Annotated in this window: 22 protein-coding genes; 4 read left to right on the top strand and 18 right to left on the bottom strand. The window is 58.0% G+C overall.

From position 1 onward, the window contains the following. Positions 1-34: 34 nt before the first annotated feature. The 17 genes from ACZ5Q2_RS11665 to ACZ5Q2_RS11585 form a co-directional block, all read right to left on the bottom strand. A complete protein-coding gene (locus ACZ5Q2_RS11665; RefSeq protein WP_058090333.1) occupies positions 35-610 on the bottom strand; it encodes a chalcone isomerase family protein in 576 nt (191 codons plus the stop codon). A 195-nt stretch (positions 611-805) separates the two neighbouring features. Then, a complete protein-coding gene (rpoS, locus tag ACZ5Q2_RS11660; RefSeq protein WP_061332670.1) occupies positions 806-1,804 on the bottom strand; it encodes an RNA polymerase sigma factor RpoS in 999 nt (332 codons plus the stop codon). Positions 1,805-1,998: 194 nt separating this feature from the next. Then, entirely contained in the window at positions 1,999-2,751 is a 753-nt protein-coding gene (locus ACZ5Q2_RS11655; protein ID WP_082780594.1) for a peptidoglycan DD-metalloendopeptidase family protein, read from the bottom strand. Positions 2,752-3,063: 312 nt separating this feature from the next. Then, positions 3,064-4,041 carry a DUF368 domain-containing protein gene (locus ACZ5Q2_RS11650; protein ID WP_061332669.1) on the bottom strand — a complete coding sequence of 326 codons (978 nt, stop codon included), beginning with the start codon at positions 4,039-4,041 and terminating at the stop codon, positions 3,064-3,066. After that, a complete protein-coding gene (locus ACZ5Q2_RS11645) occupies positions 4,041-4,697 on the bottom strand; it encodes a protein-L-isoaspartate(D-aspartate) O-methyltransferase (protein ID WP_061332668.1) in 657 nt (218 codons plus the stop codon). The genes ACZ5Q2_RS11650 and ACZ5Q2_RS11645 overlap by 1 nt, the downstream gene beginning before the upstream one ends. Next, positions 4,694-5,464: a 5'/3'-nucleotidase SurE gene (surE, locus tag ACZ5Q2_RS11640; RefSeq protein WP_061332667.1), complete on the bottom strand. Its 771-nt coding sequence runs from the start codon at positions 5,462-5,464 to the stop codon at positions 4,694-4,696. Before surE ends, ACZ5Q2_RS11645 begins: the two co-directional genes overlap by 4 nt. Before the next feature lie 11 nt (positions 5,465-5,475). Beyond that, on the bottom strand, positions 5,476-6,540 hold the full coding sequence (truD, locus tag ACZ5Q2_RS11635) for a tRNA pseudouridine(13) synthase TruD (protein ID WP_061332666.1): 1,065 nt from the start codon (positions 6,538-6,540) through the stop codon (positions 5,476-5,478). Next, entirely contained in the window at positions 6,537-7,016 is a 480-nt protein-coding gene (gene ispF, locus ACZ5Q2_RS11630) for a 2-C-methyl-D-erythritol 2,4-cyclodiphosphate synthase (protein WP_061332665.1), read from the bottom strand. Before ispF ends, truD begins: the two co-directional genes overlap by 4 nt. Before the next feature lie 45 nt (positions 7,017-7,061). Further along, complete coding sequence (gene ispD / locus ACZ5Q2_RS11625; RefSeq protein WP_061332664.1) at positions 7,062-7,760, bottom strand: 2-C-methyl-D-erythritol 4-phosphate cytidylyltransferase; 699 nt, start codon at positions 7,758-7,760, stop codon at positions 7,062-7,064. A 227-nt stretch (positions 7,761-7,987) separates the two neighbouring features. Continuing rightward, the gene (locus ACZ5Q2_RS11620) at positions 7,988-8,260 is read right to left on the bottom strand and encodes a septum formation initiator family protein (RefSeq protein WP_022990067.1); all 273 of its coding nucleotides are present in this window, start codon (positions 8,258-8,260) and stop codon (positions 7,988-7,990) included. Positions 8,261-8,459: 199 nt separating this feature from the next. Continuing rightward, positions 8,460-9,755, bottom strand: a complete 1,296-nt coding sequence (eno, locus tag ACZ5Q2_RS11615) for a phosphopyruvate hydratase (protein ID WP_342630637.1) — start codon at positions 9,753-9,755, stop codon at positions 8,460-8,462. 205 nt (positions 9,756-9,960) lie between these two features. Further along, a complete protein-coding gene (kdsA, locus tag ACZ5Q2_RS11610; protein ID WP_432210095.1) occupies positions 9,961-10,806 on the bottom strand; it encodes a 3-deoxy-8-phosphooctulonate synthase in 846 nt (281 codons plus the stop codon). A 2-nt stretch (positions 10,807-10,808) separates the two neighbouring features. Further along, on the bottom strand, positions 10,809-12,437 hold the full coding sequence (locus tag ACZ5Q2_RS11605) for a CTP synthase (protein WP_061332662.1): 1,629 nt from the start codon (positions 12,435-12,437) through the stop codon (positions 10,809-10,811). Between the two features lie 88 nt (positions 12,438-12,525). Further along, positions 12,526-13,863: a tRNA lysidine(34) synthetase TilS gene (tilS, locus tag ACZ5Q2_RS11600; RefSeq protein ID WP_061332661.1), complete on the bottom strand. Its 1,338-nt coding sequence runs from the start codon at positions 13,861-13,863 to the stop codon at positions 12,526-12,528. Then, a complete protein-coding gene (gene accA, locus ACZ5Q2_RS11595) occupies positions 13,847-14,800 on the bottom strand; it encodes an acetyl-CoA carboxylase carboxyl transferase subunit alpha (protein ID WP_061332660.1) in 954 nt (317 codons plus the stop codon). The genes tilS and accA overlap by 17 nt, the downstream gene beginning before the upstream one ends. A 102-nt stretch (positions 14,801-14,902) precedes the next feature. Beyond that, complete coding sequence (dnaE, locus tag ACZ5Q2_RS11590) at positions 14,903-18,385, bottom strand: DNA polymerase III subunit alpha (RefSeq protein ID WP_432210096.1); 3,483 nt, start codon at positions 18,383-18,385, stop codon at positions 14,903-14,905. A 2-nt stretch (positions 18,386-18,387) separates the two neighbouring features. After that, a complete protein-coding gene (locus tag ACZ5Q2_RS11585; protein ID WP_432210097.1) occupies positions 18,388-18,810 on the bottom strand; it encodes a TlpA family protein disulfide reductase in 423 nt (140 codons plus the stop codon). Between the two features lie 138 nt (positions 18,811-18,948). Here ACZ5Q2_RS11585 and arsC point away from each other — a divergent pair, with 138 nt between their 5' ends. From arsC to tfpB, 4 genes are read left to right on the top strand one after another with little or no spacing between them, the layout of a single operon-like run. Beyond that, positions 18,949-19,302, top strand: a complete 354-nt coding sequence (gene arsC, locus ACZ5Q2_RS11580) for an arsenate reductase (glutaredoxin) (protein WP_286250432.1) — start codon at positions 18,949-18,951, stop codon at positions 19,300-19,302. Positions 19,303-19,321: 19 nt separating this feature from the next. Continuing rightward, positions 19,322-19,927 carry an NAD(P)H:quinone oxidoreductase gene (gene wrbA, locus ACZ5Q2_RS11575; protein WP_230714624.1) on the top strand — a complete coding sequence of 202 codons (606 nt, stop codon included), beginning with the start codon at positions 19,322-19,324 and terminating at the stop codon, positions 19,925-19,927. Positions 19,928-19,968: 41 nt separating this feature from the next. Beyond that, a complete protein-coding gene (locus tag ACZ5Q2_RS11570; RefSeq protein WP_061332656.1) occupies positions 19,969-20,328 on the top strand; it encodes a DUF2069 domain-containing protein in 360 nt (119 codons plus the stop codon). Between the two features lie 28 nt (positions 20,329-20,356). Then, on the top strand, positions 20,357-22,162 hold the full coding sequence (gene tfpB, locus ACZ5Q2_RS11565) for a type IV pilus assembly ATPase TfpB (protein WP_138435498.1): 1,806 nt from the start codon (positions 20,357-20,359) through the stop codon (positions 22,160-22,162). A gap of 7 nt (positions 22,163-22,169) precedes the next feature. On the opposite strand, the gene ACZ5Q2_RS11560 is transcribed toward tfpB, so the two are convergent. Continuing rightward, the gene (locus ACZ5Q2_RS11560; RefSeq protein WP_432210098.1) at positions 22,170-23,231 is read right to left on the bottom strand and encodes a DUF3080 domain-containing protein; all 1,062 of its coding nucleotides are present in this window, start codon (positions 23,229-23,231) and stop codon (positions 22,170-22,172) included.

Below are 23,231 nucleotides of genomic sequence, written 5' to 3'. Positions count from 1 at the left end.
AAATGCCGGCTTTTTTGCAGGCAAACAGATTGCTTCAGCGTTTGCCCAGCATCTTCTCTTTCAGGTCTTTCTGAGCCGGCTTGTCAGACAGCCAGATACCAAACAAGGCTTTCTTGAACTCCAGGTCGCCCACGGTGTCGCGCTGTTCACCGTTTTTAAGCACCTGAACGCCCTGCTCCGGCACATAGACCAGATCGAAGACATCGCCTTCTTTGATCTCTTCCTGGAATACCGCCATGAACTGGTCTACCTCAGCCTGAATACCAGACAGGTCACCACCGGTGGACGCCTGGAATCCCTCCATAGTGGCTTCCGTCATGCGCTCGCTGGTGATCATGCCAGAGGTGATATGCAGGGTAATGGCCTGGGGCTCATCGGCATCAATAACCGCTTCAGCATCGGCCACTTTCTCCGGTACATAAAGGCCACCAACGTACAGATTCATAAACCACTTGGAGCGAGTTCCTGCGCCATTAAGCTGCAACTCCTGCCCCATGGCAGAATAGGTGTCCGGCACATCGACACCGCCAACATTCAGGGCATAAGCCGGTGCAGCCAAAGCGCCTGTCAGCAGCAGAGATGCGAAACCTGTGATAAGCGTCTTCTTCATAGTCCTTTCCTTTCGATCATTATTATTGAATGTTTCATTCGTCCCCGGATTCGACACCCTATTCCCGCCGGGAGACGACATTCTAACAATGAAAATTAGAGGCCTATCGCCACCTGGTTCTCAATTGCTGCCACATTTAACAAAAAAGCCAGCCATGTTGCCATGGCTGGCTTTTCCTTATCCCTGGCTCCGGGGCTATTTAAACAGCAAGCTACCAGACAAACCTTCTTTTTCCAGAATTTCCCTGAGACGCCGTAACGCCTCAACCTGGATCTGGCGCACTCGTTCACGGGTCAACCCGATTTCCTGGCCCACCTCTTCCAGGGTACTGATGGGGTAACCGCGCAACCCAAAACGGCGGGAAAGCACTTCCTGCTGTTTGTCGCTCAGCTGGTCAATCCACTTTTCCAGGCAGGAACACATGTTGTTGTCCTGAAGCAGATCCGCCGGGTCCAGAGCGCCCTCATCGGCGACGGTGTCCAACAGCGATTTGTCGCTGCCGGCACCAATCGGCGTGTCCATGGACGCCACGCGCTCATTCAGGCCGAGCATGCGCTTCACATCCGCCACCGGCTTGTCCACCATGCGTGCGATTTCCTCGGCGGTGGGCTCGTGGTCCAGCTTCTGGGTCAACTCCCGGGCTGCCCGAAGATAAAGGTTCAGCTCCTTGACCACGTGGATGGGCAGGCGGATGGTGCGGGTCTGGTTCATGATCGCCCGCTCGATGGTCTGGCGAATCCACCAAGTGGCGTAGGTTGAAAACCGGAAGCCCCGCTCCGGGTCAAATTTCTCAACGGCACGGATCAGGCCCAGGTTACCCTCTTCAATCAGGTCGAGCAGGGTCAGCCCACGATTCACATAGCGCCGGGCGATTTTCACAACCAGTCTCAGGTTGCTTTCGATCATGCGCTTGCGACCGGACTCTTCGCCTTTACGGGCGAGCCGCGCGAAGTAGACTTCTTCCTCAGGCGTGAGTAGTGGTGAGAAACCGATTTCATTGAGGTACAGCTGCGTAGCATCGAGCTGTTTCTGACTGGTGAAATACTTTCCCTGGGTGGGAAAATCGTCTTCCGCTTCTGCCACCGAGTCGTCTGCCGATGGTTTTTCAGGCTTATCTTCCGCTAACAGATGATCGTCTGCTTCATCCAGATCTGCAACACGATCAATAATGATGTCTTCTTGCTCTGCTGACATGGTTTACCCCGCCTCTCAATAATCCTGTTACGCCCGATACTTCTTGTTATTGCGGGCCTATTCCGGTTTGGTTTTCTTCAGGACATTAGCTTGTTGGCTGGCAATCACAGTTGCCGTTCTTGTTTTTTTTACTTTGCGGTTTTCAGTCAGGCCTTACCGGTAATCTGTTCAGAAATATCCAGTTTTCTGATCAATCAACGTCGTGGCAGGTATCTGGCAGGGTCAACCGGGTTGCCGTTCTTGCGAATCTCGAAATGCAACATCGGTTTGTCGGTGCCAGAACTTCCCAGTTCCGCGATTACCTGTCCGGCTTTTACATCCTCCCCTTCTTGCACCAAAATCTTGCGGTTGTGTGCGTATGCGCTCAGGTAGTGCTCGTTATGATTAACGATAATCAGGTTCCCGTAACCCAGCAACCCGTTACCGGCATACACCACACTTCCATTCGCCGCCGCCTTCACAGCATCACCGGGATTCCCGGCAATATCAATACCTTTATTGACTTTTCCTGACTCTGAAAAGTTTGCAATAACGGTGCCAGAGTGCGGCCAGTTCCAGCGGATGTCAGAAGCCACCTGGCCACCCGTGCGCGTCTGAGGCGCCGGGGCCGGTGCTCTGGCAGCCGGTTTGGAGGCTGTGGGCGCTGGTGCCCTCGTGCTGGTGCTGGGCCTGGGAGCAGGCGCGGATTGTCTGGGCGGAGGAGATGCCTGCGCGGTCTGGCGAATGGTGCCCTTCCTGTCGAGCCGGAGCACCTGCCCGGCTTTGATGTTCCAGGGTGGCGCCAGGCCATTGGCATCACCCAGCTCCCGATAGTCGCGACCATAACGCCAGGCAATGCCGTACAGGGTTTCCCCGGGTTTCACAACATGACTACCCCAATACACAGGGGGGTTGTAAAGGTCGTCGCCATAGATCGCGTTGGTGTTGCAGCCGGATAAGCCAAGCATTGCCAACAGCAACAGGACAGCAGATACCACAACGGGCAGGCCGGTGCGCCGCCGGCAGAACGCTTCCGTAGCAGGCGGCAGCCTGATAGGAAGAACAGCTTGAATGTGCCGGCTAAAGAGAATCACGTAATAACAAACGCCTGATTATGATAAATCTATCTAAGAAACTGATCACTTTCGATGCAATTTCTCATGTTTCAGGACTAACCTACTAATATATTGCACATTTTGTAATCAATTCCAAGTTACTCTGCGCACAGGTTTGTTACCGTCCGGAACGACATTTTGTGCGTCAGGTAACACTTTTATCGGTCAAGGCCCGACATTCTGGTGCCGTCGGGCCGATATCCGCCCAAACCATTCCAACGCAAGCACAACGACTAAACCCGCAATGGCCATGGCGATGGCCAGCATTATCTGCGGGTCCTGGCCATACAGGCTGGCCCAGGTTTCCGGGCCTACCGGAGCCTGGCTCACGGCCACCTGCTCACCAGCGCTATTGGTACGCCAACTCAGGGTTTTCTGCCACGGCCACACCTTGCTCAGCGCCCCCACCATAAAGCCCGTCAATAGCGCTAATACGGTGTCGTGAAAATGCCGGAACGCCAGGGTGATTACCCTGGCCACCGACAGCAGGCCGATCAGGCAGCCCGTGGCAAACAACCCCAGATGGATCAGTTCCACGGATTTTATTGCCGCCAGGACCGGTGCATACATACCGATGATCAACAACAGAAAGCTGCCGGAGATACCCGGCAGGATCATCGCACAGATAGCCAGTGCCCCCGCACCCAGGAAGGCAATGCCCGTTGGTGCCAGCTCACTGGCTGGCAACGTGGTTACCCACCAGGCAAACACAATACCGCAGGCCAAAGGAACCAACATTGCCGGCGTTGCCCGTCGAATCTGTTGCCCCACATGCCAGACAGACGCAACAATCAAGCCGAAAAAGAAGCTCCAGATCAACACCGGATGGCTCTCCAGGAGCCAGGTAATCAGCGAGGCCAGGCTGACAATACTGGTTAACACACCGGCCAGAAGGCACACCAGGAAGGTACCATCCACCGAGCGCCAGAAGCCGGCCACATCCCCTTTGAGCAGTTTCCGGACAAAGGCCACCGGTGTGGCGCTGATGGCTTCCAGCAGGCGGAAATAGATGCCCGTTATGAACGCAATGGTGCCGCCAGACACCCCCGGCACGATATCCGCAGCGCCCATGGCCATACCCCGCAGGAATACCGCGGCCGGGTGATGTGCGCGGTTTGTTTCGCTATCGGGCTTAGGCTGCATCAGCGAACAACCCCACCCAGCAAGGGTACAAAATGAACAGGCTCCAGTTCGCGCCGCTCAAAACGTTCCCCACGACGAATGATCTCCACCAGAACCTGCTGGTGCTCGCCAACCGGGGCGATCAGTACACCACCGTCGGCTAGCTGATCGAGCAATTCCTGTGGCACGTCTACCGGCGCAGCGGTCACGATAATGCCATCAAAAGGCCCCCGCTCGGGCCAGCCCATACCACCATCCGCATGCTTGAGCATGACATTGCGAATATTGAGCTGCCGCAGACGGTCCCGGGCTCGCTCCTGCAACGGGCGTATGCGTTCAACGCTGTAGATGTCATCGAACAACTGCGATAACACCGTGGTCTGATACCCGGAACCGGTGCCCAGCTCCAGCACCCGGGCCGGCTGATGCGCCAGCAGCAGCTCCGTCATGCGGGCAACAATGTAGGGCTGGGAGAGGGTCTGGCCATAGCCGATGGGTAGTGAGGTATCCTCGTAGGCGCGGTGGGCAAGGGCTTCGTCCAGGAAGATGTGCCGGGGTACCTGACCAATCACCTCCAGTACCCGGTCTGATTCAATGCCAGCTTCCCGTAACCGCTGCACCAGTCGCAGGCGGGTGCGCCTGGACGTCATACCGATCCCTTCAAGTTGAGCGATCACGATGTCGCCCCCCTGGCACCTTCCAAACCATCTACCCAGTCCCGCAGCCCCGGCAGTGCTTCGTAACGGGTCATATCAACGTGGACAGGGGTAATGGAAACATAACCCTCACGTACCGCATGAAAATCCGTGCCAGGCCCGGCATCGCCGCCGCGGCCTGCGGCACCGATCCAGTAGCGCTGCTTGCCTCGGGGACAAGTCATCGGAACCGCCCCTTCTGCCCTCTCCCGATGGCCCAGGCGAGTGACCTGGATACCGGAGAGTTCGTGCCAAGGCAGATCAGGAACGTTCACATTGAGGATTGAACGAGGCCCCAACGCCAGGGCCCGCTTGTCCTCCAGCAGCAAACGAACCACCCGTGCGGCGGTGTCATAATGGAAATGGCCATCGTTAACCAGTGATACGGCAATAGCCGGTAGCCCAAGGTGACGACCTTCAGTGGCCGCAGCTACCGTTCCGGAATAGATAATGTCGTCGCCCAGGTTGGCGTGGGTGTTGATACCGGACACGACTCGATCAAAAGGCTGATCGAACAGGCCGTTCACCGCCAGATGCACGCAATCGGTGGGCGTACCATCAACCGAGTGAAACCCGTTGGGGTGCTCTTCCACCGTCAGCGGGCGGCTTAACGTCAAGGCATTACTGGCTCCGCTGTGGTCACGGTCCGGCGCAACCACCTCCAACACACCAAGGCCCCCAAGGCCTTCAAACAGGGCCACAAGACCCGGCGAATGCACGCCATCATCATTGGACAACAAAATACGCACAGTGTTCTCCGCTAGCTTTCTTGCTTATTATCACGGCTGAGGCTCATGTCCTGCAGCTCAAAAATATCTCCCAGCACCGTGGTGGCATACTGCCCCGGTGGCAGGAAAAACTGTATCCGCAGGGCATTGTCATCCTGCCACTGCCAGTTCATTTGCTCAGGCCGGGTTACCAGGGCCCGACGCTCCGGTTTCATGCGGGTGCTGAGAAACAGCCGCTCAAACTCCGGGTGCTCTGACACCACTGCCCGCTCAAGCTCCGCCAATTCTCCAGTTGCCAGAGTGCCACCATCGCCCCACAGTGGCCCGGTAGGCTGGCCGTCTTCAGAGGGCTCTCCGGGCACACCGTTGAACCAGTTGCCCGCTTCAACCCGAGCAGCCAGGACTTCGTTAAACAACCAGGAACGTGCCGCCGAAAAGTACAATACGTTTTTCGAACCGCTTCCGCCACCGCCGCGACGGCCGCCTTTCTTCCGGTTCAATCGGGAAGGGTCAAGATTCACTGCCCGTTCCAGATTGCCGCCGCCAATGCCAAACCGCTGCGGCCCGAAATAATTTGGGGCTCCCCGCTCGCCAAGCAACGTCAGCGCCTGCTCAATGTCCACTCTATTGCCACTGACTTGCCTTAACACCAGATCAAATTCATTGCCCAGATGCTCGCCCCGGCGAAGCTTGCGTGCATGGCGGCCACTCGCCAACACTGGCCACCGGGCACCAATGGCTTGCAGCAGCGCAGCATCCTCGGATTCCCGGCCCGGGCAGTAGAGACTGAACCATTGCTTGGTAACCGCATGGCGATCCTTCAAACCACAAAAGCCCACCTCAAACGCCTTGCAACCCGCCAAGGCCGCCAACTCCCGGGCAACATACTCGGTATTGTCGCCAGACTTCTCAAGACGCACGCACAAGTGCTCACCGGCCCCTCCATGCACGGAACCTGGCAATTCAGAATCTGGCCAGAGTCTCTCCGTAACCCGGAAATCCTCAGGAACCGACTTTAATTGCGCCTTGCCCGGGCGCTTGCCCGAAGACGTGGGCCACTCAAGCCGCCAGCGGGGCCCACCGTTATCCTGACTCACATGGCCACCGGTTCGAGCAAACACACTGCCTGGCAGGCAATGCCCTCACCGCGCCCGGTAAAGCCAAGCTTCTCCGTGGTGGTGGCTTTCACACTCACCCGATTCACCGGCACCCCCAGATCCTCAGCAATATTGAGACGCATCGCCTCCACATGAGGTGCCATCTTCGGCGCCTGGGCAATAATCGTGGTATCCACATTCACCACAGCAAAGCCTTCCTCCAATACCCGCTGCATCACCCGACGCAACAGATCCCGGCTATCGGCCCCCGCCCACTCGTCGCTGGTGTCCGGAAAAAAATGCCCGATGTCACCCAGCGCCACCGCACCGAGCAGGGCATCCGCCAGTGCATGCAACAGCACATCGCCATCCGAATGGGCTTTCAAGCCATGACTATGGGGAATCTCAACACCACCCAGAATGACAGAACTGCCCTCACCAAAGGCATGGACATCAAAGCCCTGACCAATGCGCATCATCGTCTCCGAGAAAAACAGAAATAAACAAGAGGCGGGAAAACCCTACAGCCGACCCAGAATAAACTCGGCCAGCGCAAGGTCCGACGGCACCGTAACCTTCAGATTATCCGGCCGCCCTTCCACCAGAACAGGCATCTTACCGGAAAACTCCATCGCAGAGGACTCATCGGTAACCCCGTGACCACTTTCCAGACAGGATTCAAGAGCGGCCCTGAGCGCACCAAACCGAAACATCTGCGGCGTCAACGCCCGCCACAACCGACTCCGATCCACCGTCTGCGCCACCTCTGGCGGAACGCCGTCATCCGCCAGCTTCAAAGTATCCGCCACCGGCGCCGCCAAAAGCCCGCCAACAGGGTGGCCAGACAGCGTATCGATCAGGTTGGAAAGATCATCGGCATGCAAACACGGCCGAGCCGCATCATGCACCAGCACCCAATCGGAATCACCCGCCTGCTCCGCCAGCGCATGCAACGCCGAAAGCACCGAATCCGTCCGCTCCTTGCCACCAGTACAGGTCTGGATACGATCGTCTCTGGAGGATTCACTATCCGGCCACCAGTGATCCGCCGGACTCAACGGCACCATACAGCCCTTGAACGGCGCGTTATCCAGTAAACGGGAGAGCGTGATATCGAGGATAAAACGGTTATTGATCTTGAGGTACTGCTTGGGACATTCAGCTTTCATGCGCTGGCCGATGCCGGCGGCAGGAACAACAAGCCAAAGTTGAGGTTTCATAATCGGAAGGCCCGCACTGTGTCAGGAGAGCGCCGGGGAGTGTCTCTCCGGGAATTTCGAAGGCCATGGATGGCCTGAGAGAAGCGCACATGGGTGAGGCAAGCGTTAATGAAGCATAGCTTCATGCGCAGCCGAACGACAGCAATCTGCGATTGCTGGCCGGACCCGCTTGCGGGTGCTCGTAGCGTTTCCCGGAAAGGACACCCCCGGCGCTTCTAACTCCAGAACTAATTCTCGACGACCAGAAAGAATGTCTCGTCTTCGCGAATTAGCCCGAGATTCATGCGGGCACGCTCTTCCACCGCCCCCTGCTCGTTACGAAGATTCCGCACCTCCGCATAAAGCCGGTCATTACGCCCCGCCAACCCGGCATTCTCCGCCCGCTGCTCAGCAATCGCCTTCTCCAACGACCAAACCTGCGCAAAGCTACCCTCCCCGACCCACAGGCGAACCTGCAGCAGGAGAATCAGCACTACCAGAATGGCCCAAAGCGTTTTCATGCCAAATCAGCTCAGAAAATAACCAGATTTATCGAAAGAGTCGAAGGTCAAGTATAGACCTTATAGTAGATTAGCAACAAATTCTTGTAAGTCACTGTACAAAAAGGCCATCGTGTCCGAATTTTCATCCGGAACGCGATGGCCTTAACATTTTGTTACTTACCAGCGAGCGCTGGCAGGTTCAAAAATGTCGCAGGTCTTAACCCTGACCCTTGATCTCGCTCAGGCCGCGATACGGTGCCTTACCTTCCAGCGCCTCTTCAATACGCAGCAGCTGGTTGTACTTGGCAACCCGGTCTGAGCGACACAGAGAACCCGTCTTGATCTGGCCGGCACAGGTAGCAACCGCCAGGTCTGCAATGGTGGTGTCTTCAGTTTCACCGGAACGGTGAGAAATCACCGCCGTATAGCCGGCGTCCTGAGCCATCTTGATGGCATCCAGCGTCTCGGACAGGCTACCGATCTGGTTGAACTTGATCAGAATGGAATTGCCCACACCCTTCTCGATACCCTGCTTCAGGATCTTGGTGTTGGTGACAAACAGATCATCACCCACCAACTGCACCTTGCTACCCAATTTGTCAGTCAGGATCTTCCAGCCATCCCAATCGCTTTCGTCCATGCCGTCCTCGATGGACACAATCGGATAACGCTCACACAGGCCAGCCAGGTAATCAGCGAAGCCTTCGGAATCAAAGCTCTTGCCTTCACCAGACAGCTGATACTGACCGTCTTTATAGAATTCGGAAGAGGCACAATCCAGCGCCAGGGTTACGTCTTTGCCCAGCTCATAGCCAGCGTCTTCCACGGCTTGCTTGATCGCAGCCAGGGCCGCTTCGTTGGACGGCAGGTTCGGCGCAAAACCACCTTCATCACCTACGGCGGTGTTCAGGCCCTGTGATTTCAAAACTTTCTTCAAGCTGTGGAAGATCTCGGCGCCAACACGCAGAGCCTCAGCAAAGCTCTTCACCGCAACCGGCTGCACCATGAACTCCTGGATGTCCACGTTGTTATCCGCGTGCTCACCACCGTTCAGAATGTTCATCATCGGTACCGGCATGGAGAATTCGCCGGAGGTGCCGTTGACGTCGGCAATGTGCTCATACAAAGGCTTGCCCAGAGAAGTCGCAGCGGCCTTCGCGGCAGCCAGGGAAACCGCCAGGATGGCGTTGGCGCCCAGGTTTGCCTTGTTCTCGGTGCCGTCCAGGTCAATCATAATCTGGTCCAGGCTGCGCTGGTCGGCAGAGTCCTTGCCAACCAGAGCTTCACGAATCTGGCCGTTGATGGCCTCAACCGCTTTGCGAACACCTTTACCCAGGTAACGGGACTTGTCCCCGTCACGCAGTTCCAGCGCTTCGCGCGAACCGGTAGAAGCACCGGAGGGCGCACAGGCACGACCCAGTGTGCCGTCCTCAAGAATCACATCCGCCTCTACTGTCGGGTTACCGCGCGAGTCCAAAACTTCACGAGCTTTGATGTTGGCAATCTTGGTCATGCGAAAATTTCTCCAGATTTTCTGTATCTAAACGGTTCAAGTTGTAAGTTCAGCCTAGAGCAGGTGGGGGATGGCTTTCCGAAACTGTGCGGAGCCATGGATGGCGGAGCCCAAGCGTCACATGGATGTGCCGAAGGAGCGTGTTTCGGAAAGCCATCCCCCACCTGCTCGTACTCCCGAACAGGACAAAAACGAACACCGCCAATCAGGCGGTGTCGATAGGTGTAAAACTTTTTACCAGGTCATCTACAGCTTTCACCCGCTGCAGGAACGGCTCCAGCTGGCTCAGGCGCAATGCACAAGGACCGTCGCATTTGGCGTGATCCGGGTCTGGGTGCGCTTCCAGGAACAGGCCGGCCAGCCCCTGGGACATCCCCGCCAGTGCCAGGTCAGTTACCTGGGCCCTGCGACCGCCCGCAGAATCAGCACGTCCGCCAGGCATCTGCAGCGAGTGGGTCACATCGAACATCACCGGCACATTCATCGATTTCATGATGCCAAAGCCCAGCATGTCCACCACCAGGTTATTGTAGCCGAAGCTACTGCCACGCTCGCACAGGATAACCTTGTCGTTACCCGCTTCTTCACACTTGGTGATGATGTGCTTCATTTCCTGGGGCGCCAGGAACTGGGCTTTCTTGATGTTGATGACCGCGCCGGTCTTCGCCATGGCCACGACCAGATCGGTCTGGCGGCTCAGGAATGCCGGTAACTGGATGATGTCGCAGACTTCAGCTGCAGGCGCAGCCTGCTCCGGCTCGTGCACATCAGAGATGATCGGCACGCCGAACTTGCTTTTGATGTCCGCCAGGATCTGCAACCCCTTCTCAAGGCCGGGGCCCCGGAAGGAGTTGATGGACGAGCGGTTGGCCTTGTCGAAGGAAGCTTTGAAAACGTACGGGATGCCGAGGCGACCGCAAACATCCACGTACTTTTCAGCAACCTCAAAGGCAAGTTCCCGGGACTCAAGTACGTTCATACCACCGAACAATACGAACGGGTTGTCGTTGGCAACCTCAATGCCCGAGACGTTTACCTTTCTCTGCGCCATGCTCAGGATCCTTTCCGGTTGGCCAGTGCCGCCTCAACAAAGCCCTTGAACAGCGGGTGGCCGTCGCGCGGTGTTGAGGTGAATTCCGGGTGGAACTGGCATGCCACGAACCACGGATGTTCCGGCGCCTCAACGACTTCAACCAGTTTGCCATCTGCGGAACGACCAGAGATTTTCAGGCCGGCTTCCTCAAGGCTGGGCAGGAAGTGGTTGTTGACTTCATAGCGGTGGCGATGGCGCTCGCGGATGGTTTTCTTGCCATAGCAGGCAGCGATCGTGGAGCCGTCTGTCAGAATGCAGTCCTGGGCGCCCAGGCGCATGGTACCACCAAGGTCAGAGGCTTCGGTACGCGCTTCGGTAGCACCACTGGCATCCAGCCATTCGGTGATCAGCCCAACCACCGGCTCCGGGGTGTGCTCGCGGAATTCGGTACTGTGGGCGTCTTTCAGGCCGGCCACGTTGCGGGCGTATTCGATAACCGCCACTTGCATACCCAGGCAGATGCCCAGATACGGAACCTTGTTTTCACGGGCGTACTGAACGGTGCGGATCTTGCCTTCCACGCCCCGTTCGCCAAAACCGCCCGGCACCAGGATGGCATCGGCGGATTCCAGCACACGGGTGCCATCACGCTCGATGTCTTCGGAGTCAATGTAGTTGATATTGACCTTGGTGCGGGTCTTGATGCCGGCGTGCAGCAGGGATTCAATCAGCGACTTGTACGCATCCAGCAGCTCCATGTACTTGCCGACCATGGCAATGGTGACTTCCTGCTGCGGATTCATCAACGATTCCACAACGGCATCCCACTCGCCCAGATCTGCTTCACGGGCATCCAGGCCGAAGCGGTCGATGACCAGCTGGTCCAGGCCGTATTCGTGCAGCATGCGCGGAATGGCATAGATGGACTTGGCGTCCTGCATCGGGATAACCGCCCGCTCTTCCACGTTGGTGAACAAGGCAATCTTGCGACGGGAGCTGGCGTCCACTTCGTGCTCGGAGCGGCACAGCAGGATATCCGGCTGCAGGCCGATGGAGCGCATTTCTTTTACGGAATGCTGGGTCGGCTTGGTTTTGATCTCGCCGGCGGTCGCGATGTAAGGTACCAAAGTGAGGTGCATGAACAGCGCGCGCTGCGAACCTACTTCCACCTTCAGCTGACGACAGGCCTCCAGGAACGGCAGGGATTCGATATCCCCGACCGTGCCGCCCACTTCAATCAGGGCCACATCGGAGCCGGCTGCGCCTTCCACCACACGGCGTTTGATTTCGTCGGTAATGTGCGGGATCACCTGCACGGTACCGCCAAGATAATCACCGCGACGCTCTTTACGGATAACTTCTTCGTACACCCGGCCGGTGGTGAAGTTATTGCGCTTGCTCATGGGGGTACGAATAAAGCGCTCGTAGTGGCCCAGGTCGAGGTCGGTTTCCGCGCCGTCTTCGGTGACAAAAACCTCACCGTGCTGGAACGGGCTCATGGTGCCGGGGTCCACGTTGATGTACGGGTCCAGCTTGAGAATAGTGACCTTCAGGCCGCGTGCCTCGAGGATGGCTGCCAGTGAGGCAGACGCAATACCTTTGCCTAATGAGGACACGACACCGCCGGTGACGAAAATATAACGCGTCATGCAGATTCCGTGATTATCTGGTTCGGTGAAGGAGGGAGATTGTTCATCTCAAGATGGGTCGCCAGACTACCAGAAAGCCCCCCTGTACTCAATCACAATCCCTCTCCACAATCAGCCGCCAACCGGTGGCAGGGGCGCCTCCCGAGTATTGTTCAGAACACCACAAATCGCCAATGGCAATCAGCTCACTGGCACCGGGTGTTTCGTGGTAAACCAGCGGCAGTAAAGCCCTCTCCCAGGGCGGCACTCCTTGTTCCTGCAACCAGGTTTTCAACGATCGAGAGTGTCCGCCCTCCTCAAAGCGAAGCCTTTCGCCGCCCTGCCTCGTAGATACCCGTATTGGCGGGGGCGCTGCTTCCGGTGTAGTGGCTGTTGGCGTGAGCCGTAGTGTCCAGGGGCCCCATTGCATTGGGCGGCCGGGATCAAGGCCAGCGGAGTGCGCCGGCACTTCCACGTTTGGCACCAGGTACAGGTAGCCCCGATATCGCCGCAAACTGAAACCATCACCACGAATCTCCGGCGTCCGGTCTTCGCCGGCCTGAACCAACTCCGCCAGCGACTGATCCCAATCTGCCAGGGCAGGCATTTTCAAACCCTGCCGGTGAATCCACCATCGAACCAGATTTCTCTGCTCCAACGGGCTCAGGGCCTGAATCGACGCCAGTCGGAGCTGACCTGAATCAGAACACATCTGCCACTGCAATTCCGCCAACCGATGATTGAGAATGTCGCTTTCGGCGCAGGCCCTGGCACTGTGCTCCACCCGTTTCAGCAGGCCCGGCCAGCGCTCCTTGAGCCCCGGCAGCACAGCGTGGCGCAGGTAATTGCGATCAAATGCCAGGCTGGTATTGCTGGGATCTTCCACCCAGGAGAGACCGACATCCCGGGCAACCTGCTCCAGCCGGTCACGGCTTACCGCCAGCCAGGGTCGAAACAGGGCTCCCTGGCCAAGACGGCGGCTTTCAGGCATGCCCGCCAGACCCGTTACACCGGTTCCCCGGAGCAAACGAAACAGCACCGTTTCGACCTGATCGTCTGCGTGGTGGGCCATCAACAACAGGTCGCCAGCCCCCAGTACCCGCCGAAACACGTCATATCGGGCCATCCTGGCCGCCTCCTCAAGACCACCGGAGCCAGACTCGCCCACTGAAACGTCCACACGCTCAACAAGGAGGGGAACCGCCAACCGCTCACAGAGCGACCGGCAGAACTGCTCAGTCTGCGAGTGATTGGGCTGGAGTTGGTGATTAATGTGCAGAGCACAGACATTGCGGTGACAGGCTGCCGCCACATACAACAACAAGCTGGAATCCAGGCCACCACTGAGGGCGACCAGGATGCGGGAGCTGTCAGGGAGTGAGCTGACCGGTCCGAGAAGATCCTCGGGCCAGCCAGATTCCCGGGCGGTGTTACCGCCCGCTTTCATATTTGGTAAGGCGCTCGTACCGGCGGGAAACCAATTCGTCCAGAGGTAACCGGCTCAGTTCCGCGACACCCTTGGCCAACCGGGCCTTCAGGGTTTCCGCCATTTTCTCCGGATTACGGTGAGCACCGCCCAGGGGCTCTTCAATCACATTGTCGGCAACACCCAGTTCTTTCAGGCGCTGGGCGGTGACACCCATGGCCTCGGCAGCCTGGGCTGCATACTCGGCGCTTTTCCAGAGAATGGAAGCGCAGCCTTCCGGCGAAATAACGGCATAGGTGGAGTACTGCAGCATATTCAGCTGATCACACACACCAATGGCCAGGGCACCACCGGAACCGCCCTCACCGATCACTGTAGAGATAATCGGCGTTTTCAACCGGGACATGACCGCCAGGTTGAAGGCAATGGCCTCACTCTGGCCACGCTCTTCGGCGCCGATACCAGGGTAGGCACCCGGCGTGTCAATGAAGGTGAGGATTGGCATCTTGAAACGCTCGGCCATTTCCATCAGGCGCAGGGCCTTGCGGTAACCTTCCGGGCGAGGCATGCCGAAGTTGCGCTTGACCTTGTCACGCACTTCGCGGCCTTTCTGATGGCCGATCACCATCACCGGCTTGTTGTCCAGCCGGGCGGTACCACCAACAATGGATAAATCGTCGGCGTAGCGGCGATCGCCGTGCAGCTCGTCGAAATCTTCGAAAATCAGATCAATGTAATCCTGGGTGTAGGGCCGGCGCGGGTGCCGGGCCAAACGGGCAACATCCCAGGACTGCAAATCAGAAAATATGCTTTCTGTCAGACTGACACTCTTCTTCTTCAACCGACTGATTTCATCGGTGATATTGATGTCGGTGTCGTTGCCCACCATGCGAAGCTCTTCAATCTTGGCTTCCAGGTCGGCGATCGGCTGTTCGAAATCAAGGTAATTAGGGTTCATGATGTTCCATCATTTGATTGCCAGGCAGGTTTCACCCCACCAAAACCAGAATTTGGGACAAAGATAGCAGTGCAACCGGCACAGCTAAAGCGGACATTGGTATTAATCATAGACCAGTTCCACGGACTTCTCGCCTACCAGGTGTCTGAGCTCGAACAACAGGTTGTCATCCGGCTGTACTCGCCAGGACTCACCCAGCTCAATGCGGGTTCTGGCCTCGGCACTGCTGTATTCAATCCACACCGGGCTGCCTTCGTTGCGGAACGGGCGCAGGGTATCGTCCAGTTTGTCCAGCAGCCCGTTCTGCAACTGTTCCGCGTGCAGCGCCAGCCGGATGCCACGGCTGAACTGCTGTCGGGCCGTGGCCACGTCCATCACTGAACTGACGCGCATTTTCATTTGCCCGGAGTAATCATCGTGGCTAACCTGCCCTTCGACAACGATCACCTGATCTGACTGCAGCAGTTCCCGGTTCTCGAAAAACGCCTCAGAGAACAGGGTGGCTTCTATCCGAGCACTGCGGTCATCCAGTGTAATAAAGCACATCGTAGACCCGGTGCGGGTTTTCATGGTGCGCTGGGCAACCACCAGGCCAGCCACCCGCTGGGGTGACTTGTTGGGCTTCAGATCCGCGATGGAGTTACGGACAAAACGCCGGACTTCCCGCTCGTATTCATCAAACGGATGGCCCGTGAGATAGATGCCCAGGGTATCCTTCTCGCCCTTCAGGCGTTCTTTTTCAGGCCACTCCCGCACATGGGCCACATCGGCGTAGGGGTCTTCACCCTCACCGCTGCTCTCCAGCATTTCGCCAAACATATCCATCATGCCGGCGGCATCGTTTCGGGATTGCTGGTCTGCCTGCTGCACGGCCTTGTCGATACTGGCCATCAGCTGCGCGCGCCCGGCACCCAGTTTGTCCATGGCCCCGGCCCGGATCAGCGCCTCCATGGCACGCTTGTTGACCTTCTTCAGGTCAACCCGGCGGCAGAAATCGAAAATATCCTGGAACGGGCCGTCTTTGGCGGCCTCCACAATGCTATCAATCGGGCCCTCACCCAACCCTTTGATGGCGCCAAGACCATAAACAATCTGCCCGTCGTCATTGACGGTAAAGGTGTAAGCGGAACGACTGACGTCTGGCACCAGCAGGTCCAGCTTCATGTTCCGGCACTCTTCCACCAGCGTGACCACCTTATCGGTGTTCTGCATATCGGCGGTGAGTACCGCAGCCATGAATTCGGCCGGGTAGTGGGCCTTGAGCCACAAGGTCTGATACGACACCAGAGCATAGGCGGCGGAGTGGGATTTGTTGAAACCGTAGCCGGCGAACTTCTCCACCAGATCGAAGATGTTTTCCGCCAGGGTTTCATCGATGCCATTATTGGCACAACCCTCCAGGAAGAATGCCTTCTGCTTGGCCATCTCTTCCGGTTTTTTCTTACCCATGGCCCGGCGCAGCATGTCGGCGTTGCCGAGGGTGTAGCCCGCCATCACCTGGGCAATCTGCATGACCTGCTCCTGGTAGAGGATAACCCCATAGGTGGGCTCCAATACCGGCTTCAAGCCTTCATACTGATAATCCGGGTGTGGGTAAGACAAAGGCTGCCGGCCATGCTTACGGTCGATAAAGTCGTCTACCATGCCCGACTGCAACGGCCCTGGCCGAAACAGGGCCACCAGGGCGATCATGTCTTCCAGGGAGTCCGGCTGCAGGCGCCGGATCAGGTCTTTCATGCCGCGGGATTCCAGCTGGAAAACGGCGGTGGTTTCCGCCTTTTTGAGCAATTCGAAGGAGCGCTTGTCTTCCAGCGGGATGGTGGCAATGTCCAGTTCTGATTGACCCTGCGCCTGTCGGCGCGGGTTAATCATATGCAAGGCCCATTTGATGATGGTCAGAGTCCGCAGACCCAGGAAGTCGAACTTCACCAGGCCCGCGTCTTCCACATCGCCTTTGTCAAACTGTGTGACCAGGCTGCCGCCTTCGTCGTCACAGTACAGGGGCGAGAAATCGGTAATCTTGGTGGGCGCAATCACCACGCCACCGGCATGCTTGCCAGCATTACGGCAAACGCCCTCGAGTTTGAGGGCCATCTCCCAGATTTCCTGGGCTTCTTCGTCCTGCTCCAGAAACTCCTTGAGCTGGGGCTCCTGCTCAATAGCCTTGTTGAGCGTCATGCCCACTTCAAACGGAATCAGCTTGGACAGTTTGTCTGCCAGGCCGTAGGACTTGCCCTGAACCCTCGCCACATCCCGCACCACCACCTTGGCGGCCATGGTACCGAAGGTAATGATCTGGGAAACCGCTTCCCGGCCGTATTTCTCAGCGGTGTATTCGATCACCCGGTCCCGGCCTTCCATGCAGAAATCGACGTCAAAGTCCGGCATGGAAACCCGTTCCGGGTTCAGGAATCGCTCAAACAGCAGGTCGTACTCCAGTGGGTCAAGATCCGTAATCAGCAGCGCGTAGGCCACCAGGGAACCGGCACCGGAACCCCGGCCGGGGCCTACCGGTACACCGTTGTTCTTGGCCCACTTGATAAAGTCCATAACGATCAGGAAGTAGCCGGGGAAGCCCATCTGAATAATGATGTCCAGCTCGAACTTCAGGCGCTTGTAATACTCTTCCCGCTTCTGGTCATACTCCGGATCATCCTTGCTCAGGATGGTTTCCAGGCGCATCTCCAGACCTTCCTCGGACACATGCCGGAAATACTCGTCCATGGTCATGCCATCGGGAATCGGGTAGTTCGGCAGGAAGTATTCGCCCATCCGGACCTTGACCGAACAGCGGCGGGCAATCTCGACCGTGTTTTCAACGGCCTCGGGGATGTCCGAAAACAGTTCGATCATCTCTTCCGCGCTGCGAAGATACTGCTGGTCGCTGAATCGCCGGTCCCGACGGGGGTCATCCAGTGTTCGGCTCTCACCGATACAGACTCGGGCCTCGTGGGCTTCGAAATCGTCCGCCGTCAGGAAGTGCACATCGTTGGTGGCAACCACCGGCAGGCCCAATTCAGCCGCCAGCTCGACGCTCAGGTGCAGGCAATCCTCATCACCTGCCCGCTCGGTACGCTGCAGCTCCAGGTAGTAGCTGCCCGGATACAGATTCTTCCAGTATTGAGCCCGTTCCCGGGCCAGTTCCGGCTTGCCCGCCAGCAGGGCCTTGCCCACATCGCCCATTTTGGCGCCGGAAAGCGCAATCAGACCCGCCGCACGGGCTTCCAGCCAGGCCTTCCGGATAATCGGCTTGCCGTAGCGCTGGCCCTCGGTGTAGCCCAGGGAAATGATTTCGGTAAGGTGCAGATAGCCTTTCTCATCCCGCGCCAGCAACGTGAGCCGGAACGGGTTTTCCGGCTCGTCCGGGTTTTCCAGCCAGAGATCGGCACCGATAATCGGCTTCACACCAGCACCCATGGCCGCCTTATAAAAGCGCACCAGCGAGCACATATTGGATTGTTCGGTGAGGCCCACCGCCGGCATGCCCAACTCGGCCACACGGCTAATCAGTGGCTTGACCCTTACCAGGCCATCCACCATGGAGTATTCGGAGTGTACGCGAAGATGTACGAACGTCTGTGCCATGGTCAGCTACCGATCAGTTGCATCAGATCTTCTTCGGTTTGGGGACCAAAGCGTGTTTCTATCAGTTTGCCCGCCGGGTCCACCACGAACGTGGCGGGCAGTGCCATCGGCATCTTCCAGCCAAAGTCGGGGCCCGGATCCTGGCCCAGCATGGTGAATTCAATGCCCATTCTCTGGCCCAGGTCCACAAGCGCGGCGCCTTCAACGCCGTCAAAATTGACGCCCAGCACCGAAATTCTCGGTGACTTGTCGAGGTGATTCAACTCAGGAATCTCCTCCAGGCAGGGCTTGCACCATTCGGCCCAGTAGTTCACCAGCACCCATTGGCCACGGTAACTGTCCCAGTCCACCGCCACACCATCGGCACGTTGCAACTCCGTTCTCTCGCAACCCGCCAGGGCCAGCACCATAATAGCGGCTGGCATCAGCAGCAAACGCCTGGGCCATTCAGAAACCTTGGGGCGGGGAACGGACGGGTACCGAGGGTACTGCAAGGTAAATCCTCCTGTTAGACTACGGCCCTCATTAAAGACCGTACTCATCACTGTTAACCGGGCATGACCATGACAGAACCAACCCGCATTTTCCATAACCCACGGTGTTCAAAATCACGCCAAACCCTTGAGCTGCTTCAGCAAAAGGGTGTCGAGCCGGAGATTATACGCTACCTCGAGACACCACCGACAGAGCAGGAACTGTTACACATTCTTGATCTTCTGGGTTGTGAACCCCGCCAGCTGATGCGTACCAAGGAATCCGAGTACATAGAACTTGGCCTGAACGCCCCGGAACTGACCAGAGAAGAGCTGGTCAAGGCCATGGTAAATACCCCGAAACTGATCGAACGCCCTATCGTTCTGGCCAATGGAAAGGCAGCCCTCGGGCGTCCGCCAGAGAACGTACTGGATATTCTTTGAGCCATCCCCTGGAGCAGACATGAGCAACGCTACACCGTACGTTCTTGTGCTTTACTATAGCCGCAACGGCCAGACCGCCGAGATGGCCAACCAGATTGGCCGCGGCGTCGCCCGAGCGGATGGCATTGAGGCGAAAATCCGCACGGTTCCACCAGTGTCACCAGACACCAGCGCCAGCATGCCCCCGGTGCCGGACAGCGGCGCCCCTTACGCCACCCGTGAAGATCTCGCAAACTGCGCCGGGCTGGCCCTGGGCAGCCCTACCCGGTTTGGCAATATGGCGGCCCCGCTCAAACACTTTCTCGATGGTACCGGCGATTTGTGGCTTAACGGCAAGCTGGTTGGTAAACCTGCTGGCGCCTTCACCTCTACCGGCAGCCTGCATGGCGGCCAGGAAACCACGCTGCTGACCATGATGATGCCATTGCTGCACCACGGCATGGTACTGTGCGGGCTGCCTTACTCCGAGAGTGCCCTGAATGAGACCTCGACCGGCGGCACGCCTTACGGCCCCACCCACTGGGCAGGTACCGGTGCACAGCAGGCGCTGAGTGACCATGAAAAGGCCCTGTGCCAGGCCTTTGGTGAGCGCCTTGCCCGGCTGGCGCTCAAACTTGCCGGTTGATCACCGCCAGCATCCAAACTTTCAACCACCCGGAACCTTTTATGCTCAAAAATGAAAAAGCAAAAACCACGGCCCGCATAACCATTGCGCTGTACCTTGCGGTATTGGCCACACTGCTGTTGACAACATTCTATCCAGCGCCAGTGGAAGGCGTGTCCATTCCCCTGATGTTGACGGTGAAACTGTTACCCCTGCTGGCGTTTGCAGTACCGGTATTCCGGGGGCACAATCGCGGGTACATCTGGATGGCCTTCGTGGTGATTTTTTACTTCACCCAGGCCGTGGTCTCCGCCTGGCTGAGCGAAGGCGCCCCAGGCCCGATGATTCTCACAGTGCTTACATTCCTACTGTTCACCGTCGCCATGGTTCACCTGAAAGTAAACCGGCCGGTTGCCAACTGAGTGCCCATAACACCCGGAGAGCACAACGATGGCTGATCAAACGCCCCCCATGCCAGCACCACCACATCGGCACACCCTCACCCTGCGAGACATCTGCTCTGCCCTGGTGGAAAGTGGCGAAATCAGCCAGCAGGATGCTGAGAAGGTGCTCACGGCCAACCTGGGGGCCGCTACCCAGGACGGACGAACTTCTCCGCGGCACCCCCTGGAACTGGTTGCCATTGCCGGCATTACCAGCCTCAGGGATGGCCGAACCCTGGATCTTGATCGGCTGACCAGCTGGCTGGCCCGATGGGCGGGCCAGGATTACTACCACATAGACCCGCTCAAGATCGACACGCCGGCCATCGCCCGGGTGATGTCCTACGCCTTTGCCCAGCGCCACGGCATTCTGGCGGTAGAGATACGCCAGGATGAAGTGCTGATTGCCAGCACAGAACCATTCAAGACCGAATGGGAAAGCAACCTTCGACAGGCCATTCGCAAGGACATTCGCCGTGTCGTTGCCAACCCGGAAGACATCCGGCGCTACACGGTGGAGTTCTACCAGCTCGCCAATTCCGTGAGCAAGGCCAGCGGCAGCCAGGCCCCGGGTGCCGCCAGCAATCAGAATTTCGAACAACTGCTGGACATAGGTACCAACGAAAACCCGGATGCCAATGACCAGCACGTGGTCAAGATTGTCGACTGGTTGTTGCAGTATGCCTTTGACCAGCGCGCTTCAGACATTCACATCGAACCACGCCGGGCGGTCACCCAGGTGCGTTTTCGTATTGATGGCGTGTTGCATAACGTCTATGAGTTTCCGGAACATGTCGGGGTGGCTGTCACCAGCCGCCTGAAAATTCTGGGGCGCCTGAATGTGGCCGAGAAACGCCGGCCCCAGGACGGCCGGATCAAAACCCGAAAACCGGATAACAGCGAGGTGGAGTTGCGCCTGGCCACCATGCCCACCGCCTTTGGCGAGAAGATGGTGATGCGGATTTTTGATCCGGAGGTGCTGCTGAAGTCCTTCGAGCAGCTAGGCTTCAGTAAAGAAGACCGGGAGCGCTGGCAGGCCATGACCGCCCGCCCCCATGGCATTGTACTGGTGACCGGCCCTACCGGTTCCGGCAAGACCACCACCCTGTACTCCACCCTCAAACAGCTGGCGTCGCCGGAACTGAACATCTGTACCATTGAAGACCCCATTGAGATGGTGGAGCCAGCGTTCAACCAGATGCAGGTGCAGACCAATATCGACCTGACGTTCGCCCACGGCGTTCGGGCCCTGTTACGGCAAGACCCGGACATCATCATGATTGGTGAAATCCGCGACCTGGAAACCGCCGAGATGGCGGTACAGGCAGCGCTGACCGGCCACCTGGTGCTCTCCACCCTGCACACCAACGACGCCCCGAGTGCCATTACCCGACTGATGGAACTGGGCATCCCGCCCTACCTGATCCGGGCCACGGTGCTGGGGGTGATGGCCCAGCGCCTGGCCCGTACCCTGTGCCCCCACTGCAAGGCTCCGGGTGAGGCCGACGAGCAGGCCTGGCAAACACTGACCCGCCCCTGGAAAGCGCCGGTTCCCCGTCAGTTCTATCATCCGGTGGGCTGCCTCGAATGCCGCAATACCGGCTATATGGGCCGCGCCGGGGTCTATGAAATCATGACGCTCTCCGACCACCTGACCCGCCAGATCAATGATCACTGCGAACTCGAGCAGTTAAGGCTGGACGCCTACAAAGAAGGCATGAAATCCCTGCGCCTCAGTGGCGCACAGAAAGTGGCCGCCGGCCAGACCACGGTGGAAGAAATCCTGAGGGTGACCCCGGAAAGCCAGCGCTGAACCCGCATCAACCCGGGCGCAGACCGCACTGCTCCAACAGTTCCTGCCAGTGCCGGGTGTGCTGCATCATGGCCTGGTCCAGCTCCCGCCAGAGGCTGACTTCAGCATCGGCTGACAAATGACGCTGGTACCAGTCCTGAAAGCTCGCCGGCATAACGGCAGTTTGCTGGTCCGCCAGCTCCGCCAGAGCCCCGATCAGCGAATCCCGGGCCCGGCTGACATCGCTCATGTAGGGCTGGATTTCACCAATGTACACATTGAAGAAGAAATTTCGGACGATTTCTGATTGATTATTCGGCCGGCCATTCAGACATAATGGACGCTCATCAAGGCGCGCTTTCAGGGTCTCTGTTCCTGCATTGAGGGTTGCAATCAACAGCCGGGCGCTGTTGATCACCTGCCCGGCGCGAAACTCCGATTGCCAGCGTTGGTGCACTCCGCCAAGTGCATCGAGGGGAACATCGAGCTGCTGGACCGACAAATCGGATACGGCCTGGTTCAACTGGCCCAGGTCCCGCACCAGATCAGACACCGGATTGCCTTCGGCAGCGACCGGATAAAACCCCTTTGACAGGGTCAGCAAGCGTTCGATCTCTTCCGTGCCCCAGGTGGCATTCCACACCGCCACAGGAAGCGATGCCCGCTTGCTCTCGACCGCATCCTGGAGGGTTTTCTCCAGGCGCTCGTCGTCGATCTCTGCCATGCAGTCTTCCGCGGCTCGGATAAACCGGACTTCATAACGCAGCCGGTTAAGAGGCTGCATCACCCGGCCCATCACCGAGTTTCGCTCGCCAACCACATACTGAAGTTCACACCCGTACAGCGACAGAAAGTCCAGCATGCCCAGATCCAGCTCAGGCATATCAAGTACACGTTCGCGGCGACGGGGTACGGTGGAGGCAGGGGGAAGATCAGAGGGAACCGATACCGATGGCGTATCCAGCACCCGGGCAAGGCGCTCCAGGTACTCTTCCATCATCGGCTCGGCTTCGGAGAACGGATTGCAGCCGGCCAGAAACAAGGCACAAACACCCGGAATAGGCCATTTCAGACATGAACTACCGGGCAT

The organism is Marinobacter alkaliphilus, from assembly GCF_055394375.1.
The sequence above is the reverse complement of the archived record's forward strand: the minus strand, read 5'-3'. Positions and strand labels throughout refer to the sequence as shown.

What these genes read in the sequence shown, in the direction of transcription:
- ACZ5Q2_RS11665 (WP_058090333.1), bottom strand. Translation starts at nt 610, where the DNA reads ATGAAGAAGACGCTTATCACAGGTTTCGCATCTCTGCTGCTGACAGGC.
- rpoS (WP_061332670.1), bottom strand. Translation starts at nt 1,804, where the DNA reads ATGTCAGCAGAGCAAGAAGACATCATTATTGATCGTGTTGCAGATCTG.
- ACZ5Q2_RS11655 (WP_082780594.1), bottom strand. Translation starts at nt 2,751, where the DNA reads ATGCTTGGCTTATCCGGCTGCAACACCAACGCGATCTATGGCGACGAC.
- ACZ5Q2_RS11650 (WP_061332669.1), bottom strand. Translation starts at nt 4,041, where the DNA reads ATGCAGCCTAAGCCCGATAGCGAAACAAACCGCGCACATCACCCGGCC.
- ispF (WP_061332665.1), bottom strand. Translation starts at nt 7,016, where the DNA reads ATGCGCATTGGTCAGGGCTTTGATGTCCATGCCTTTGGTGAGGGCAGT.
- ispD (WP_061332664.1), bottom strand. Translation starts at nt 7,760, where the DNA reads ATGAAACCTCAACTTTGGCTTGTTGTTCCTGCCGCCGGCATCGGCCAG.
- ACZ5Q2_RS11620 (WP_022990067.1), bottom strand. Translation starts at nt 8,260, where the DNA reads ATGAAAACGCTTTGGGCCATTCTGGTAGTGCTGATTCTCCTGCTGCAG.
- eno (WP_342630637.1), bottom strand. Translation starts at nt 9,755, where the DNA reads ATGACCAAGATTGCCAACATCAAAGCTCGTGAAGTTTTGGACTCGCGC.
- kdsA (WP_432210095.1), bottom strand. Translation starts at nt 10,806, where the DNA reads ATGGCGCAGAGAAAGGTAAACGTCTCGGGCATTGAGGTTGCCAACGAC.
- ACZ5Q2_RS11605 (WP_061332662.1), bottom strand. Translation starts at nt 12,437, where the DNA reads ATGACGCGTTATATTTTCGTCACCGGCGGTGTCGTGTCCTCATTAGGC.
- tilS (WP_061332661.1), bottom strand. Translation starts at nt 13,863, where the DNA reads ATGAAAGCGGGCGGTAACACCGCCCGGGAATCTGGCTGGCCCGAGGAT.
- accA (WP_061332660.1), bottom strand. Translation starts at nt 14,800, where the DNA reads ATGAACCCTAATTACCTTGATTTCGAACAGCCGATCGCCGACCTGGAA.
- dnaE (WP_432210096.1), bottom strand. Translation starts at nt 18,385, where the DNA reads ATGGCACAGACGTTCGTACATCTTCGCGTACACTCCGAATACTCCATG.
- ACZ5Q2_RS11585 (WP_432210097.1), bottom strand. Translation starts at nt 18,810, where the DNA reads ATGCCAGCCGCTATTATGGTGCTGGCCCTGGCGGGTTGCGAGAGAACG.
- arsC (WP_286250432.1), top strand. Translation starts at nt 18,949, where the DNA reads ATGACAGAACCAACCCGCATTTTCCATAACCCACGGTGTTCAAAATCA.
- wrbA (WP_230714624.1), top strand. Translation starts at nt 19,322, where the DNA reads ATGAGCAACGCTACACCGTACGTTCTTGTGCTTTACTATAGCCGCAAC.
- ACZ5Q2_RS11570 (WP_061332656.1), top strand. Translation starts at nt 19,969, where the DNA reads ATGCTCAAAAATGAAAAAGCAAAAACCACGGCCCGCATAACCATTGCG.
- tfpB (WP_138435498.1), top strand. Translation starts at nt 20,357, where the DNA reads ATGGCTGATCAAACGCCCCCCATGCCAGCACCACCACATCGGCACACC.
- ACZ5Q2_RS11560 (WP_432210098.1), bottom strand. Translation starts at nt 23,231, where the DNA reads ATGCCCGGTAGTTCATGTCTGAAATGGCCTATTCCGGGTGTTTGTGCC.